The 15,376-nt window shown below is 41.7% G+C and carries 17 protein-coding genes and 1 pseudogene; 16 read left to right on the top strand and 2 right to left on the bottom strand.

From position 1 onward, the window contains the following. Positions 1-58 precede the first annotated feature (58 nt). From hisD to WKF66_RS10840, 9 genes are read left to right on the top strand one after another with little or no spacing between them, the layout of a single operon-like run. Positions 59-1,345, top strand: a complete 1,287-nt coding sequence (hisD, locus tag WKF66_RS10880) for a histidinol dehydrogenase (protein WP_489674475.1) — start codon at positions 59-61, stop codon at positions 1,343-1,345. A gap of 34 nt (positions 1,346-1,379) precedes the next feature. Beyond that, on the top strand, positions 1,380-2,420 hold the full coding sequence (hisC, locus tag WKF66_RS10875) for a histidinol-phosphate transaminase (protein WP_489674474.1): 1,041 nt from the start codon (positions 1,380-1,382) through the stop codon (positions 2,418-2,420). A 3-nt stretch (positions 2,421-2,423) separates the two neighbouring features. Further along, positions 2,424-3,557, top strand: a complete 1,134-nt coding sequence (gene hisB / locus WKF66_RS10870; protein WP_489674473.1) for a bifunctional histidinol-phosphatase/imidazoleglycerol-phosphate dehydratase HisB — start codon at positions 2,424-2,426, stop codon at positions 3,555-3,557. Between the two features lie 11 nt (positions 3,558-3,568). Further along, positions 3,569-4,057, top strand: a complete 489-nt coding sequence (locus WKF66_RS10865) for a hypothetical protein (protein WP_489674472.1) — start codon at positions 3,569-3,571, stop codon at positions 4,055-4,057. Position 4,058: 1 nt separating this feature from the next. Continuing rightward, positions 4,059-4,652, top strand: coding sequence for an imidazole glycerol phosphate synthase subunit HisH (hisH, locus tag WKF66_RS10860; protein WP_489674471.1), 594 nt, complete (start codon positions 4,059-4,061; stop codon positions 4,650-4,652). A 1-nt stretch (position 4,653) separates the two neighbouring features. After that, positions 4,654-5,403: a 1-(5-phosphoribosyl)-5-[(5-phosphoribosylamino)methylideneamino]imidazole-4-carboxamide isomerase gene (gene hisA, locus WKF66_RS10855; protein WP_489674470.1), complete on the top strand. Its 750-nt coding sequence runs from the start codon at positions 4,654-4,656 to the stop codon at positions 5,401-5,403. A 4-nt stretch (positions 5,404-5,407) separates the two neighbouring features. Continuing rightward, on the top strand, positions 5,408-6,163 hold the full coding sequence (gene hisF / locus WKF66_RS10850; protein ID WP_489674469.1) for an imidazole glycerol phosphate synthase subunit HisF: 756 nt from the start codon (positions 5,408-5,410) through the stop codon (positions 6,161-6,163). Between the two features lie 10 nt (positions 6,164-6,173). Beyond that, a complete protein-coding gene (gene hisIE / locus WKF66_RS10845; RefSeq protein WP_489674468.1) occupies positions 6,174-6,773 on the top strand; it encodes a bifunctional phosphoribosyl-AMP cyclohydrolase/phosphoribosyl-ATP diphosphatase HisIE in 600 nt (199 codons plus the stop codon). A 6-nt stretch (positions 6,774-6,779) separates the two neighbouring features. Further along, a complete protein-coding gene (locus WKF66_RS10840) occupies positions 6,780-7,679 on the top strand; it encodes a WD40 repeat domain-containing protein (protein ID WP_489674467.1) in 900 nt (299 codons plus the stop codon). 9 nt (positions 7,680-7,688) lie between these two features. Here the strand turns inward: WKF66_RS10840 and WKF66_RS10835 are convergent, their stop codons facing one another. Then, positions 7,689-8,468, bottom strand: a complete 780-nt coding sequence (locus WKF66_RS10835; RefSeq protein WP_489674466.1) for a C40 family peptidase — start codon at positions 8,466-8,468, stop codon at positions 7,689-7,691. 81 nt (positions 8,469-8,549) lie between these two features. Between WKF66_RS10835 and WKF66_RS10830 the strand changes: the two are divergent. Further along, positions 8,550-9,005 (top strand): annotated as a pseudogene (locus WKF66_RS10830) (universal stress protein). A gap of 47 nt (positions 9,006-9,052) precedes the next feature. Here WKF66_RS10830 and WKF66_RS10825 read toward each other — a convergent pair. After that, positions 9,053-9,403: a 4Fe-4S dicluster domain-containing protein gene (locus WKF66_RS10825; RefSeq protein ID WP_489674465.1), complete on the bottom strand. Its 351-nt coding sequence runs from the start codon at positions 9,401-9,403 to the stop codon at positions 9,053-9,055. Positions 9,404-9,477: 74 nt separating this feature from the next. On the opposite strand from WKF66_RS10825, the gene WKF66_RS10820 reads away from it, so the two are divergent. The 6 genes from WKF66_RS10820 (at position 9,478) to dnaJ (ending at position 15,331) form a co-directional block, all read left to right on the top strand. Further along, positions 9,478-10,506, top strand: coding sequence for an acyl-CoA reductase (locus WKF66_RS10820; RefSeq protein ID WP_489674464.1), 1,029 nt, complete (start codon positions 9,478-9,480; stop codon positions 10,504-10,506). A 106-nt stretch (positions 10,507-10,612) separates the two neighbouring features. Further along, the gene (locus WKF66_RS10815; protein WP_489674463.1) at positions 10,613-12,484 is read left to right on the top strand and encodes a T9SS type B sorting domain-containing protein; all 1,872 of its coding nucleotides are present in this window, start codon (positions 10,613-10,615) and stop codon (positions 12,482-12,484) included. A gap of 47 nt (positions 12,485-12,531) precedes the next feature. Next, positions 12,532-12,735, top strand: coding sequence for a fructose-6-phosphate aldolase (locus tag WKF66_RS10810; RefSeq protein ID WP_489674462.1), 204 nt, complete (start codon positions 12,532-12,534; stop codon positions 12,733-12,735). A gap of 1 nt (position 12,736) precedes the next feature. Beyond that, the gene (locus tag WKF66_RS10805) at positions 12,737-13,420 is read left to right on the top strand and encodes a cell division ATP-binding protein FtsE (protein WP_489674461.1); all 684 of its coding nucleotides are present in this window, start codon (positions 12,737-12,739) and stop codon (positions 13,418-13,420) included. Between the two features lie 128 nt (positions 13,421-13,548). Next, positions 13,549-14,145 carry a nucleotide exchange factor GrpE gene (locus WKF66_RS10800; RefSeq protein ID WP_489674460.1) on the top strand — a complete coding sequence of 199 codons (597 nt, stop codon included), beginning with the start codon at positions 13,549-13,551 and terminating at the stop codon, positions 14,143-14,145. 1 nt (position 14,146) lies between these two features. Further along, positions 14,147-15,331, top strand: a complete 1,185-nt coding sequence (gene dnaJ / locus WKF66_RS10795; protein WP_489674459.1) for a molecular chaperone DnaJ — start codon at positions 14,147-14,149, stop codon at positions 15,329-15,331. The last annotated feature ends 45 nt before the right edge of the window (positions 15,332-15,376 follow it).

Here is a 15,376-nt window from a genome sequence, read left to right as displayed (position 1 = left end):
TTACTGCCATAACGGCTGTTAGGCGATTAACCATTAGTTAACACTAAAACATAACATATTGAAAATCTACAGCTATAAGGATTTATCTGAAGCACAAGTTAAAGAGCTGTGTTTACGTCAGCTTGAAGACGATGAAAGCATTAAAGGCAAAGTGTTTGAGATCGTTGAGCAGGTAAAACTGCATGGTGATGAAGCATTAAGGAGCTATGCGATTCAATTTGATAAGATTGAATTGGAGAACCTTTTCATTGATGCAGAAGAGATTTTAGAAATTGCAAGTACGATACCCGCCGAAGCAAAAGCTGCAATCGATGTCGCCTATGAGAACATTAAACTGTTCCATTCTACACAGGCTTTTACGGAGCCTAAAGTAGAAACGATGTCTGGCGTAAGTTGCTGGAGAGAGAGCAGAGCCATTGAAAAAGTTGGTTTGTATATCCCTGGTGGATCAGCCGTTTTGCCAAGTACATTTTTGATGTTAGGCATCCCGGCAGTACTTGCAGGGTGCAAAGAAATTGTGGTCTGCTCCCCCCCTCAAAAGGATGGAAAAACCAATTGTTATGTTGCGTATTGCGCGGTAAAATTAGGCATCGAAAAGATTTACCTGGCAGGCGGTGCACAGGCAGTCGCGGCCATGGCATATGGCACGGAAAGTGTCCCTAAAGTTTACAAGATTTTCGGCCCCGGAAACAGGTACGTTACGCAGGCAAAACAGTTGGTTCAGTCGGTGACCATGACGGCCATCGATATGCCGGCCGGACCATCAGAAGTATTGGTGATCGCTGATGAAACTGCCAATCCTGCCTTCGTTGCATCAGACCTCTTAGCTCAGGCGGAACACGGTGCAGATAGTCAGGCGATACTGGTTGCCACTTCTCAGGAGATCATAGATCAGGTCCTTCAGCAAGTGGAGCGGCAACTCGAATCCCTGTCGCGGAAAGAAGTAACAGCTAAGGCCATCGGGAACTCCTATGCAGTGCTTGTTGATAACCTGTCGGAAGCTGTGTCTTTCAGCAATACCTACGCTCCGGAGCATTTGATACTTGCAACCACTGCTTATGAGTCTTTGATTCCTTCAATCGTTAATGCAGGTTCTGTCTTTTTAGGAAACCTAACTCCTGAAAGTGCAGGCGACTATGCCTCGGGAACAAACCATACCTTGCCAACGAGTGGTTATGCGAAAGCCTACTCAGGAGTTTCCCTCGATTCTTTTGTTAAAAAGATTACCTTCCAGTACATCACGGAGCAAGGTTTGCAAAACATTGGTCCAACCGTAGAGGTTCTCGCAGCAGCGGAAGGTCTGGATGCACATAAGAATGCAATAAGTATCCGTTTGAAAGGTTAAGCCGAAAACCTGCCTATCATTTAAAAATATTGAAATGGACATTAACAGTTTACAAAGAGAAAATATTAAGAATCTGAAGCCCTATTCTACGGCTAGAGATGAATATAAGGGTCAGGCCAGCGTATTTTTGGATGCTAATGAAAACAGCTACGGATCGCCCCTGGAAAAGAACTATAACCGATACCCTGACCCATTGCAGCTGGATCTTAAAGATGCAATCAGTAAAATCAAAGGAGTTCCGATTGAAAATACTTTCCTGGGAAATGGTAGTGACGAGGCAATTGACTTGCTATTTCGTTCATTTTGCGAGCCTGGCAAAGACAATGTGATCATCTTACCTCCTACTTATGGTATGTATGAGGTTTCTGCAAACATCAACAATGTAGAGATTAGAAAAGTGAATTTATTGTCCAACTTCCAATTGGACCTGGACGGTATTGCAGAGGCAATTGACGAGTTCACTAAGCTCATCTTTATCTGCTCCCCCAACAATCCAACAGGTAATTCCATCGTACGTACTGATATTGAAACCGTATTGGCAAATTTCGGCGGGCTTGTCATCATTGACGAGGCTTATATCAATTATGCAAAACAGCAAACCTTTATTAAAGAACTTACTGAATACCCCAATCTGGTAGTGATGCAAACTTTCTCTAAGGCGTGGGGTTTAGCAGCATTAAGATTAGGTATGGCATTTGCGGCACGACCAGTTATAGATGTGCTTAACAAAGTAAAGCCGCCTTATAACATTAATCAGGCGACTCAGGACATCGCTATTCAAGCCTTGGAAAACATTAGTCAGGTGAACGATTGGATAAAAATTACCGTACAGGAACGGGATCATTTGAGTACTGCCTTAGCCGCCTTACCAATGGTTAAGAAGGTTTATCCATCTGATGCAAATTTTATATTGGTTCAGGTAGAGGATGCTTTAAACACCTACAAGACCTTGGTTGAGCAAGGTATTATTATAAGAGACCGCTCGAAAGTCACGCTGTGTGAAGGCTGTTTGAGAATTACTATAGGTACTGCAGCTGAAAACGAGACGCTGTTGAACGCATTAAAAAACATTTAGATCATGAAGAAAGTACTGTTTATAGATAGAGATGGAACACTAATCAACGAGACCGAAGATGAGCAAATCGACGCCATAGATAAGTTGAGTTTTTATCCAAAAGCTCTCTATTACATGACCAAGATTGCTTCTGAGCTGGACTATGAGTTGATCATGGTTACCAATCAGGATGGGCTTGGAACAACTTCACACCCCGAAGAAAACTTCTGGCCAATTCATAATCTGATCATGAGAACCCTTGAAGGTGAGGGCATTCAGTTTAAAGAAGTCATCATAGACAAAACCTTTGCTCACGACAATGCGATCACCCGCAAACCTAATACAGGTTTATTACTCCATTTCCTGGAGGAAGGGTACGACATGAAGAATTCTTATGTAATAGGCGACCGACTGAATGACGTGATCCTGGCTAAAAACCTTGGAGCGAAAGCAATCTGGCTACGTAATAATGACTTGCTGGGTGTCAATGAGATGATGGAAAAGGCGGAAACCTTGAGTGAATACATTGCTTTGCAAACGCAAAACTGGGTGGACATTTACACCATGCTAAAGGCAGGCTCAAGGACTGTCACCCATGAACGAAATACCAATGAGACAAAGATCAGTATCCACCTTGATCTCGATGGTACAGGAAAAGCGGAAATATCAACAGGTCTAAACTTCTTTGATCACATGCTCGATCAGATCGCAAGACATGGAAGCATGGACCTGAAAATCAAAACCAACGGGGATCTGCATATTGATGAACACCATACCATTGAAGATACGGGAATTGCTTTAGGCGAGGCTTTTGCTAAAGCAATCGGCAATAAATTGGGTCTTGAACGTTACGGTTTTTGTTTGCCGATGGACGACTGTCTGGCCCAGGCTGCAATAGATTTTGGCGGTCGTGCCTGGTTGGTATGGGACGCAGAATTTAAGCGAGAGAAGGTCGGAGACATGCCAACTGAGATGTTTTATCACTTCTTTAAGTCCTTTAGTGACGCGGCCAAATGCAATCTGAACATTAAAGCGGAAGGTGATAATGAACACCATAAGATTGAATCTATCTTTAAGGCTTTTGCAAAGGCGATTAAAATGGCCATCAAAAGAGATGCAGAGAAATTGGTGCTACCGAGCACAAAAGGAATGTTGTAAATGTTTATGCTATGCAAACGGGAGTTCTGAGCGCTGAAGATTTGGAGCTTATTGATAATAAGATAAGACCAAAACATAAGAAGTATGCTGCCTACGTATTTTTAGGACTTTTGCTAGTCAGTACTGTTAGCCCATTTTTTTCAGGCAGGTGGTTTAATAATAGACCATCAGCCTATGAACAAGGCAGGTACCCTTCTGGTTTTATGATCGCAATGCTCATTTTCATGCCGTTGGCTTTATACTTTTATTATCGTATCGTTATTTGTCTTAATAGGGATGTTAAGGATGGAACAAAATACATTGTTCAAGTTCCTATCCTGTCGAAGAAGATGATTGATGACTCCAACTACGAAGTCGTACTGGATAGAGGAAAGCTAAACATTGATAAGATAGTAACAATCCCAAAACGCGATGTTTACAAATGGATTAAAAATGATTTGGTAGAAGTTCATTTTTTGAAAAGAAGTGGAACGGTATTGAGTTATAAAACGGAAAGTTAAAATGATAGGAATTGTGAATTACGGAGCGGGAAACATATTTTCCTTAACCTCGGCACTTGAACGGTTAAACCTTCCCTACGGGATGGTAAATTCTGAGGCCGACCTTGAAAAATATACGCACATTATTATACCGGGGGTTGGTCACGCAGGGGCTGCCATGCGTAAGTTGCAGCAGACTGGCTTGATTGAACCTATCAAGGCGCTTAAAAAGCCTGTCTTAGGTATTTGCGTAGGGATGCAACTAATTACTGAACATTCTGAAGAAGGGGATGCTGAAATGATGAACATTGTACCGGTTAAAACACGCTTATTCAATAAGGATCAGGGAATTAAAATTCCGCATATGGGTTGGAATAACATTGAACATAAAAACAATCCCTTATTTGAGGGTGTTGAAAACGGAGCACAATTTTATTTTGTTCATTCGTACTTTATTGAATATAACCCTACTTTTGACATCGCTGCTGCTAATTATGGAATGCCATTCTCAGCGGCAGTACAAAAAGACAATTTCTATGGCGTACAATTCCATCCTGAGAAGTCTGGAATCGCCGGTGAACGCCTATTAATGAACTTTTCAAACTTAAAACAGTAAAATGTATATAATTCCTGCAATTGATATCTTAGATGGAAAAGTAGTGCGCTTGAGAGAAGGCGACTATAACCAGAAGACGGTTTACGATGTTTCCATTGCGGAAATGATTGAAACTTACCGTTCAAATGGCACCGAATTTATACATATCATTGACTTAAACGGTGCTAAAGGTGATTTCAGCAATCAAGCTGAATTGTTCAATATTATCAAGAAAACAGACATGAAAGTGCAGTATGGTGGAGGAATTCGTACCATCAAACAAGTAACCGATCTATTGGATGCAGGCATCCAAAGGGTTATTGTCGGCACTCAGGCAATTACTAACCCAGACTTCTTACAGGAACTAAGTACTGAAGTAGGCAAAAAATATGATTATGCAAATAGGATTGTAATTGCTATAGACGTGCTTGACGAAGTGATTAAGTACTCGGGTTGGATGGAAAGTTCACCGATAAAACTGATGGATTACGTTGATAAATGTTTGCAACTTGGGTTCTTCAGATTTCTATGCACGGACATCAATAAGGATGGTAAGCTAGGTGGTGCAGCAATAGACTTATATAAAAAGTTGTTGGAACACTCCCCTTTCATTAAACTAATTGCATCTGGTGGTATTAGCTCCATGAGAGATATCGAAGATCTTGCTGAACTTGATATCCGTTCGGTAGTAGTAGGTAAAGCAATTTATGAAGACAGGATAAGCATTGAGGAGATTAAGCAATGGAATTTGAGACAAATGACTTCTCTCTAAGCTGATGCTGAGTAAACGTATCATCCCTTGTTTGGATGTTAAAGATGGAAGAACCGTTAAAGGCGTTAATTTTGTCGACCTGAGAGATGCCGGTGACCCTGTAGAACTCGCCTGGCAATATGCACAGCAGGGAGCTGATGAGCTGGTCTTTCTGGACATTACTGCAACACACGAACGTAGGGGTACCACCATTGAAATGGTAAAGTCTGTAGCGCGTCAGCTCAACATACCATTTACTATTGGGGGAGGGATTACCTCCATTGCCGACGCAGAAGCGCTGTTAAGCTCAGGAGCAGATAAAATCAGCATTAATTCCGCAGCTGTTAGAAATCCTGCGTTAATAGAAGAACTGGCCAAAGCATTTGGGGTTCAGTTTGTAGTACTGGCCGTCGACACTAAATTAGTCAATGGCAAAAACATGGTGCATCTTAACGGTGGTCGTCTGATTACCGAACTGGAAACGGAAGATTGGATTAAAAAAGCAGAAGGTTTAGGTGCTGGGGAGATCCTATTGACTTCAATGGATCATGATGGTACGAAGATTGGCTTTGATTGCCACTTGCTAGACAAGGTTTCCAAGTCCATTAATATCCCTGTTATTGCATCCGGAGGAGCTGGAACAGTAGCACACTTCACAGAAGTATTTCTAGAGACTGGAGTTGATGCGGCATTAGCGGCATCAGTATTTCACTACGGTGAGATCCCAATCCCTTATTTAAAACAAGAATTAAAAAAACACAATATACCGGTTAGGTTGTAAGATAAAAGGCATGACAAATATAGATTTCGATAAAACTCAGGGCTTGGTTCCTGTCATTATACAGGACGTACAAACACTTGAAGTTTTGATGCTCGGCTATATGAATCAGGAAGCCTGGGATAAAACACAGGCTGAAGGAAAAGTTACCTTCTACTCGCGTTCTAAAGGCAGACTTTGGACTAAAGGTGAAGAAAGCGGGAATTTCCTGTATGTCAAGGAAACTCACATTGATTGTGATAACGATACAATTTTGATCAAAGCGACTCCTGTTGGGCCCACCTGCCATACGGGTTCACGCAGCTGTTTCCAAACAAACTACAACCAAAACTTTATTTTTGAATTGGAAAAAATTATCGCTGACCGCTATGACAATCCAACTGAAGAGTCTTATGTAAATAAATTGCGTAAGAAAGGCCTGAACAAGATTGCACAAAAGGTTGGCGAAGAGGGTGTTGAAACGGTTATTGCGGCCCTTGCGGAAACTGACGAGGACTTCATCAACGAAAGTTCTGATCTGATGTTTCACCTCTTGGTTTTGCTGAAAGAAAAAGGCAAATCGCTTTTAGACATTGGCGTTAATCTGGAAGGAAGGCACCTCCAAAAGCCATAACTCAAAATGCTAAAGCATTTACATACATTAACCGGGCACCAGAATCCAATATATGCCTTAAGCGATGGCTTAAACAGCGATACTTTCTATAGCGCTGGTAACGATAAGGGCGTCGTAGAATGGTCTTTAGAACGTCGTGCTTTTGTGAAAGTGTTATTGCCTGTACAAAGTTCTGTTTATGCGCTTCATCGGTTAGATAATCTTTTATTTATAGCGCAAAGAAGTGGTGTTGTACTTGTTTACGACCTGGTAGAAAACATCATTAAAGCAACGCTTTTATTCCATAAAAAAGCCGTTTTTGACCTAAAGACGATTCCTCATAAGCAAGAGCTAATCAGTACCGGTGAGGATGGAAATGTAGCGATATGGTCGCTGAATGACTATTCGCTATTGTATAATTTTACAGTAATCAACGATACCGTTCGAGTAATCGCAGTTAGCAATGATGAAGCCGAAGTTGCTTTAGGTTGCAAGGATGGAATTATTCGAATTTATAATTCATCGGACTTCGGATTTCAACGTGAACTGACAGGTCATAAACTACCTGTTACCGCATTGAAGTACAATCCAACAGGAAATCTACTGGTGTCAGGCAGCCGGGATGCACAATTGAAATTCTGGACTTTGCCTGGTTATGACCTACAAAACCAGGTGGGTGCCCATATGTTTAGTATCTATGGCATCGCATTTCATCCAACTGCCCAGTATTTTGCGACTTGCAGTCAGGACAAAAGTATCAAACTCTGGGGTGCTGAGGACTTTAAGCTTTATAAGATCTTAAGCGTGGAAAAACAAACAGAGGGCCATTTTCACTCCATCAATAAGCTCATGTGGAGCGCTGATGGTAGCTATTTGATTTCCGCAGGTGATGATAGGCAAATCATGATCTGGCAGTTGCAGCCATAATTGATCGCATTAGATCAAACGCTTGATTATTCTAAGTTTGTGGGTGTATTTTCCGAGCTCTTCATTAAAGATGCCCTGACTGTCTATAGGATCAATTTTAACTTTCGATGAGGAATGAATGATCTCTGAAGAATTTAACATGATTCCGACATGTGTAATCCTTCCTTCGTCATTGTCAAAAAAAGCAACGTCTCCGGGCTGCACCTCCTGGAGGAAGTCAACGACTTGCCCTTGCTCAGCCTGTTGCCAGGCATCCCTCCTCAATGGGAATCCGTTGAGTTTAAATACATTTTGTACAAAGCCAGAGCAGTCTATCCCAAAAAACGACCTTCCGCCCCAGAGGTAAGGGGTATTTAAAAAAAATCGGGCACTAAAGATAAGCGCATCAATATTTGTCCACCGCGGAATAATTGGCTCAAACAGAACTTTGTACTGTTGGTTACCAAGAAAGCAATAGCCATCTTTAAAATTAGGAAGATTGCTAGCCGCACTAAGATATAGCTTGTTGTCCTGTGGATCAATCAAAATGTTCATCGCCTGCGCTGGCGCTAGGTACTGCAAATTGTTCGACTCTAAATAATCTGCTTTTGAAGTCAGGGTAAGCTGCCTGAAGTCTACCCAGCCTTCATAGCCTTCAAAAGAACTCCTGATGTACCACCATCGCTCTTGCTGTTCAATTACCTCGACAAAATCTCCGAATAACAACTGTGATGAGTTTTCAGCTTTGTCGGAAGGCTCAGATCTCATAGGGGCGATCGACACCCTGCATATACCAAATAATTGCTCCATAACTCTTTCAGTAGCATAAAAGTAAACTTTTAAATGACTTAATTTGTTGTTAAATTATATTGAAACTTAATTATAGAAGATATGCATCCCAGAAAAATCCTTATTGCTGTAGATAATAGCACTTGCTCTGAAAAAGCTGCCAAGGCGGGATATGATCTCGCTAAAACATTTGATGCAGAGGTGGCGCTTGTAAATATAATCGAGCCGGTTCCTGCAAATATTAATCCCGATCTATCACTCGCGCCGGTGTTTTTGGATACCTATGACAATAGCGAAGAGAACAGCCATGTGCTGCTGAAAGAAATTGAGCGGAAATATGGTCACTGAGTGCCTACCATTTATTTAAGTGTTATAGATAGTGCAGCACATGGAATTATCCAGCAATCTGACGAGTATGGATCTGATCTGATCGTTATAGGTACTTATGGAAGATCCGGATTGTACCACTTTTTGATGGGAAGTGTGGCTGAACACGTTGCAAGAAAGGCGGCATGTCCTGTTCTCATTATTCCTAATAAGTACGAAGAGGTGATATAAAAAAAGGGCGTTCAAATGAACGCCCTTTTCTGTAGATATTGTTAAGCTTATCCTTCCTGATGTAACCAGGTTTTCTTAGCTAAAAGTTCATCTTCTGTTTCACGGACATCCTCATCATCCACGCAACAATCTACCGGACAAACTGCAGCACATTGTGGCTCGTCATGAAACCCTTTACACTCCGTACATTTGTCTGACACAATATAGTACACTTCATCAGATATTGCATCTTGTGAAGACTCTGCCTCAATCTGCTGATCGCCAAAATCAATAATACCGTTAAGGTTGGTACCATCAGAAAATCTCCAGGCCGTGCCTGCGTCATAAATCGCATTATTGGGGCATTCAGGCTCACATGCTCCGCAGTTAATACATTCGTCTGTTATTTTAATAGCCATGGTCGTCTAATTCTATTTGCTAAGTTTACCTTTGCAGCGCAAATATAACACATAAACTTTAAAATTGTTGGAATATGCTGAGCCTTACCATTGAAAAACTAATTATTGCATTCAATAAACTTAGTCTGTTTCTTGCAGATCCGGATCACGATTTCAAGGAGCTGATTACCTCAGCAAGAAATAGCAACGCCTGGTTTACAGAACAGGAAGTTTACAGGTCCTTAAATGCATTAAGTGAAATGCTGAAGGAAGACGAACTGAGGATTTGGTTTCAAGACATTAAAATTACCACAACTCCTAAAAGAGTGGGACTCATTCTTGCAGGAAACATTCCTTTGGTTGGTTTTCATGATGTGATATCTGTTCTTGCAACTGGAAACATTGCATTAATAAAGCTGTCCTCCTCAGACGATAAGTTACTACCAGCAGTTCTTCATCAGCTTTGTACAATTGAGCCTGCATTGCAGGAACAGATCATTTATGTAGAACGGCTTAAAGATTTTGAGTCAGTTATCGCTACAGGAAGCAACAATACATCCAGATATTTTGAATACTATTTCGGGAAAGTCCCTAACATTATTCGGAAGAACCGGACAAGTGTTGCGGTACTTACGGGAAAAGAGCTTCCCGAAGATATCGCTAAACTGGGTCATGATTTTTTTGATTATTTCGGCTTAGGCTGCAGAAATGTTTCGAAAGTTTACCTACCTCAGGACTACGATATCAAGAATTTCTTTGAGCCCTTAGAGCAATACAACGACATTATCAATCATTTTAAATACAATAATAATTACGACTATAACAAATCAATCTATCTGGTTAATAGCGCAAAACACTATGACAATGGTTTTCTTCTACTTAAAGCCGATACTGGATTTTCATCGCCCTTGGCCGTGCTCTATTTTGAACGTTACCAGGAACTTGAGGAAGTAGAAGCTGCACTGAATAGTAATCGCGAGAACCTTCAATGTGTAGTTAGCAACGCAGATTTGCAAATTGGAACTGCGATCCTTGGTTTTGGGGAGAGTCAGCATCCAAAACTTTGGGATTATGCGGATAATATTAATACCATTGAATTTCTCAATAGTCTTCAGGCCGGCTAACAATTATTAAAAACAATTTCATTTTTTTAGGTTATATTGAAGTTCATCAGTCATTGTGATTCAATCGATCTTACATACCAGAACTTTTGCATTAATTTCGATATTGATGTTAATGGCTCTTTCGTCGAACGCTCAGGTATGTGAAGGTTCTCTTGGTGATCCTGTTGTAAACATTGACTTTGGAAGAGGCGGCAGCCGAGGTCCGAGGCCAAATATAATTACCAGCTACAGTTTCTTAGCTACTGGCAGTCCATTTGGCGAAGGTCAATATGCTATAGCGCAAAGTACTACGGGGATGAATGGCGGATGGTATGATATCTTTAACCACACTCCGAATGATTTTGACGGCCATATGATGGTAGTTAATGCTGTTCCTGACCCGGGAGTGTTTTATGAATCCGCTGATGTAATTGATCTTTGTCCGAATACCACTTATGAATTTGCGGCCTGGATAGTTAATTTATTGAGAAGTGTGAACGGCATCCGACCTAATGTAACCTTCACGATTCTGGATATGAATGGAAACGCGATCCGATCGTATAATACTGGGGACTTACGTAACGGAAATCCAGTTTGGGAACAATTTGGGTTTGAATTCAGAACAAACAATGCTGGTCGTGTTAAAATTCGTATGACGAATAATGCGCCGGGTGGCGGAGGAAATGACTTGGCAATTGACGACATTACTTTCCGCGCATGCGGGCCTGTGATCGCTTCTGGGATCGACAATACTACTTTCAGAGAACAAAGCATTTGTGAGAAGAGCGAAAGTACCTTTAAGTTGTCTGCGGAGGTTACTGGCAGCAGTACATTGAAATACCAGTGGCAAATCAATACCGGCACAAATTGGGAAGATGTTCCTGGAGAGACAAGTACTGCTATGGAATATAAGTTTGAGAACGCCACACCAGGTGTTTATCAATTCCGATTAACTGTAGCGGAGCCAGCAAACTTCGCATCTCCGCTTTGTCGTACGGTATCCCCTACCTTAACCATTAACGTAAACAAATACCCTGTTCCCAGGGCGATCAGTAACCTGCCCTGTTTGGGAAAAGACCTCATTCTGGATGTCGCAGATGCAGATGGAACGTATATCTGGTTTGATCCTCAAGGAAGAAAAATATCCGAAGAAAGATCGCTCACCATCAAATCAGCTACTTTCGCAATGATGGGAAAGTATCGGGTTACCGTAACGAGCGGAGGCTGTGCATCAACTTCAGAGGTCGACGTAGCTGTTTTACCTCCACCGTTAGCTAAGGTGGAAAATGCCAACCTGGCGGTCTGTGAAGGATCTTCGGTGGCGTTGAAGGCTAGTGGTGGAACTACGTACGCCTGGTCTCCAGCAGCCGGTTTATCTGCAACCAATATTGCTAATCCTATGGCTTCGCCACTGCGAACAACAACCTATACCGTAAGGGTTGCAAACGGTTCATGCGAAAGCTTTACTTCGGTAAACGTAGTGGTAAATAAGATTCCTGTTGCAAACGCTGGCGAGGACAAAAAGATCGTTTTAGGTGGCAGTACAACGCTTAATGGCAGTGCCACTGGAGATCAGGTGAGCTTTTTCTGGTTGCCCGCGATTGGCTTGGATGACCCAACAAGCTTGACTCCTACCGCTTCGCCCTCGGAAAGCACCAACTACACATTAAATGTCGTATCCAGTCTTGGTTGCGTTACTGCAATAGATACAGCTTTCGTACTAGTTTATGAAAAACTGTCTATCCCGGCCAGTTTTAGTCCTAACGGGGATGGTACAAACGACTTATGGAACATAACTGCTATTGAAACCTACGCACGACCGAAGGTATCGATCATGAACAGGTACGGAGAGTTGGTTTACGAGTCGGTCGATTATTACCTGAAGCCCTGGGATGGAAAGTATAAAAATGTTGACGTTCCGGTAGGCGTCTATTACTATCTGATCTCTTTAGGGCTGGGAGGCAAACCTCTTTCAGGATCGGTTACGCTGATCAGATAAACGTCCTCCATACCACAATTCTCAATTTGAAATACTATTTTTGACTAATGTATATTATAAAGGTAAAAGGCATTGCCAAAATACCAGACTATGTTCAGCTCAGGGACGATAAATTCACTTTGCTTGCTTATTTTAGGGTAGACAGACCAGATAAATCATTAGATAAACTAGGTCTCGGCGATAGATTGCCTTTTATTATGGAATTTGTAAATGATTTGCCCTTCGGTAAAATCGCTAAAATTGATCTTTAAAATGGCGGAAAGCACGGTTATAAGTTTAAGAAACGTAGATGTATTTCAACAAAAGCATCTCGTTCTGTCTAGTGTTAATCTAGATATTACCAAAGGTGAGTTCGTATTTCTTATTGGCCAGACCGGCTCTGGGAAAAGCAGTTTGCTTAAAATAATTTACGGTGACTTACACATTGGAAATGGAGATGGTCTGGTTGCGGGATTTGATCTAAAGAATCTTGCAATTAAAGATGTTCCTTTTCTACGAAGGAAGCTCGGCATTGTATTTCAGGATTTTCAGCTCTTAACGGACCGGACCATAGAGAAGAACCTTGAATTTGTTTTAAAGGCGACAGGCTGGACGGACAAAGCGCTTATTGACGAGCGAGTTAAGGATGTATTGGAGAAAGTGGGACTTCGTTCCAAGATCAGAAAAATGCCTCACGAGTTATCTGGTGGCGAGCAGCAAAGGGTTGTTATTGCAAGGGCATTATTGAACAATCCTGAGATCATTCTTGCGGATGAGCCAACCGGTAACCTGGATCCAGACACCTCTGAAGAGATCGTAATGCTCTTGAGGCAGATCAGTCTTGGCGGTACCTGTGTACTGATGGCGACTCATGATTACCACATTATCCGCACGTTCCCTTCGAGGATCATCAAATGTGAAGGTGGTGTTGTGCATGAAGATGCACAGATTGTGTAAATTATAGGGCTGACAAAAATTTCCTTTTGCGTCACTTTGGTCAGTCTATTCTATAAAAATCTGACAGCATGACGGATATCACGTATTGGCAAAGCATTTGAGTTTACATCAAAAAATTCTACTATACCATGTTTAGCAAGAAGAAGAAAACCATTAACCAAGATCTACCTGTGGAAGAAAACGCAAACGAACAAATAAATACGCAAGATGAACAGTTTCATGTTGAAAATGAGGAGAGTACGCTGATCCCTGAACAAGAAATAGTTCCTGAATTGTCTGTAGAAGAAAAACTACAACAAGATAACGCAGCCTTAAATGATAAATACCTACGGTTATTTGCAGATTTCGACAATTACAAACGTCGTACACAGAAAGAAAGAGTAGAATTGTTGCAGACAGCAGGTAAAGATGTGATTGTTTCTTTACTTTCTATACTAGATGATTTTGACAGAGCGGATAAAGCGATGGAAGGTGCTACAGATGTAGCTGCAGTCCGCGAAGGCATCAACTTAGTGCACACAAAGCTAAAAAGTCTACTTGCACAGAAAGGTTTAAAAGAGATGGAAAGCATCAACACTGTTTTCAATACAGATAACCACGAGGCTATTACTAAAATACCTGCTCCGAATGAGGATATGAAGGGAAAAGTGATTGATGAGCTGGAAAAGGGTTATACATTAAATGATAAAGTGATCCGCTTCGCTAAAGTGGTTGTGGGAAGTTAATATGAGTAAGAGAGATTTTTATGATGTGCTTGGTGTAACCAAAAGTGCATCTGCCGAAGAGATTAAAAAGGCCTACCGTAAAATGGCCATCAAGTACCATCCTGATAAGAACCCCGGCGATAAACAAGCTGAGGATAACTTTAAGGAGGCTGCAGAAGCTTATGAGATTTTGAGCAATGCAGAGAAAAAGCAACGCTATGACCATTATGGTCATGCCGGTGTTGGAGGTGCTTCAGGAGGCGGTGGTGGTGGCTATGGCGGCGGCGGCATGAACATGGAAGACATTTTCAGCCAGTTCGGAGACATTTTTGGAAACGGCGGCGGCGGTGGCGGTAGTCCATTCGACAGTTTCTTCGGAGGCGGAGGACAGCAGTCCCGTGGTGGCAGACGTGTAGCTAAGGGTTCTAATCTTCGCATCAAAGTCAAGCTTACTTTGGAAGAAATCGCGAATGGTGCAGAGAAAAAGATTAAAGTAAATAAGCAGGTTTCCTGTAAAACCTGTGACGGCACGGGCGCTAAAGATAAAGCATCGGTAAGTACTTGTAAGACTTGTAATGGTAGTGGAGCGGTACGCCGGGTAACCAATACCATTCTTGGCCAGATGCAAACGAGTTCAACTTGCCCTACCTGTAATGGAAGTGGTCAGCAGATTACTTCAAAATGTACGGTTTGTCATGGTGAAGGTACTACCCGTGGTGAAGAGACCATTTCAATTAACATTCCGGCAGGCGTAAGTGATGGAATGCAGTTGAGCATGAGTGGCAAAGGAAATGCTGCCCCTAATGGTGGTGTTCCGGGTGACTTGATTATCTTAATTGAGGAGATGCCACACGAATCTCTTAAGAGAGAGGGTAACAATGTAGTTTATGATTTGCACGTTTCTATTATTGATGCAGCCTTAGGTTACAGTGCTGAAGTGCCAACCATTGACGGTAAAGCTAAGATCAAGATCGAACCAGGAACGCAAAGTGGAAAGTTGCTTCGTTTAAAAGGTAAAGGTATTCCAGAGGTAAATTCTTACCACAGAGGTGATGAGATTATTCATGTAAATATCTGGACTCCCAAAGCCTTGAGCGCTGAAGAAAGATCTCTCCTTGAAAAACTAAGAGAGTCACCAAACTTCAAACCTCAGCCTGGCAAGAATGACAAGAGTTTCTTTGAAAAAATGAAAGAATACTTCGAGTAATTTTTAAAACATAAAAAGTTAAGCCACCTTCAGGGTGGCTTTTTT

It is taken from the genome of Pedobacter sp. (assembly GCF_037719805.1).
In the GTDB taxonomy this organism is placed as follows: Bacteria; Bacteroidota; Bacteroidia; order Sphingobacteriales; family Sphingobacteriaceae; genus Pedobacter.
Note: the sequence above shows the minus strand (reverse complement) of the source record. Positions and strands in the feature narration are given on the sequence as shown.

Excerpts from the sequence above, each read along its gene's own strand:
- WKF66_RS10820 (WP_489674464.1), top strand. The coding sequence starts at position 9,478 with ATGCTGAGCCTTACCATTGAAAAACTAATTATTGCATTCAATAAACTT.
- WKF66_RS10810 (WP_489674462.1), top strand. The coding sequence starts at position 12,532 with ATGTATATTATAAAGGTAAAAGGCATTGCCAAAATACCAGACTATGTT.
- WKF66_RS10840 (WP_489674467.1), top strand. The coding sequence starts at position 6,780 with ATGCTAAAGCATTTACATACATTAACCGGGCACCAGAATCCAATATAT.
- dnaJ (WP_489674459.1), top strand. The coding sequence starts at position 14,147 with ATGAGTAAGAGAGATTTTTATGATGTGCTTGGTGTAACCAAAAGTGCA.
- hisC (WP_489674474.1), top strand. The coding sequence starts at position 1,380 with ATGGACATTAACAGTTTACAAAGAGAAAATATTAAGAATCTGAAGCCC.
- WKF66_RS10835 (WP_489674466.1), bottom strand. The coding sequence starts at position 8,468 with ATGGAGCAATTATTTGGTATATGCAGGGTGTCGATCGCCCCTATGAGA.
- WKF66_RS10865 (WP_489674472.1), top strand. The coding sequence starts at position 3,569 with ATGCAAACGGGAGTTCTGAGCGCTGAAGATTTGGAGCTTATTGATAAT.
- WKF66_RS10800 (WP_489674460.1), top strand. The coding sequence starts at position 13,549 with ATGTTTAGCAAGAAGAAGAAAACCATTAACCAAGATCTACCTGTGGAA.
- hisA (WP_489674470.1), top strand. The coding sequence starts at position 4,654 with ATGTATATAATTCCTGCAATTGATATCTTAGATGGAAAAGTAGTGCGC.
- WKF66_RS10825 (WP_489674465.1), bottom strand. The coding sequence starts at position 9,403 with ATGGCTATTAAAATAACAGACGAATGTATTAACTGCGGAGCATGTGAG.
- hisIE (WP_489674468.1), top strand. The coding sequence starts at position 6,174 with ATGACAAATATAGATTTCGATAAAACTCAGGGCTTGGTTCCTGTCATT.
- hisH (WP_489674471.1), top strand. The coding sequence starts at position 4,059 with ATGATAGGAATTGTGAATTACGGAGCGGGAAACATATTTTCCTTAACC.
- WKF66_RS10815 (WP_489674463.1), top strand. The coding sequence starts at position 10,613 with ATGTTAATGGCTCTTTCGTCGAACGCTCAGGTATGTGAAGGTTCTCTT.
- WKF66_RS10805 (WP_489674461.1), top strand. The coding sequence starts at position 12,737 with ATGGCGGAAAGCACGGTTATAAGTTTAAGAAACGTAGATGTATTTCAA.
- hisF (WP_489674469.1), top strand. The coding sequence starts at position 5,408 with ATGCTGAGTAAACGTATCATCCCTTGTTTGGATGTTAAAGATGGAAGA.
- hisB (WP_489674473.1), top strand. The coding sequence starts at position 2,424 with ATGAAGAAAGTACTGTTTATAGATAGAGATGGAACACTAATCAACGAG.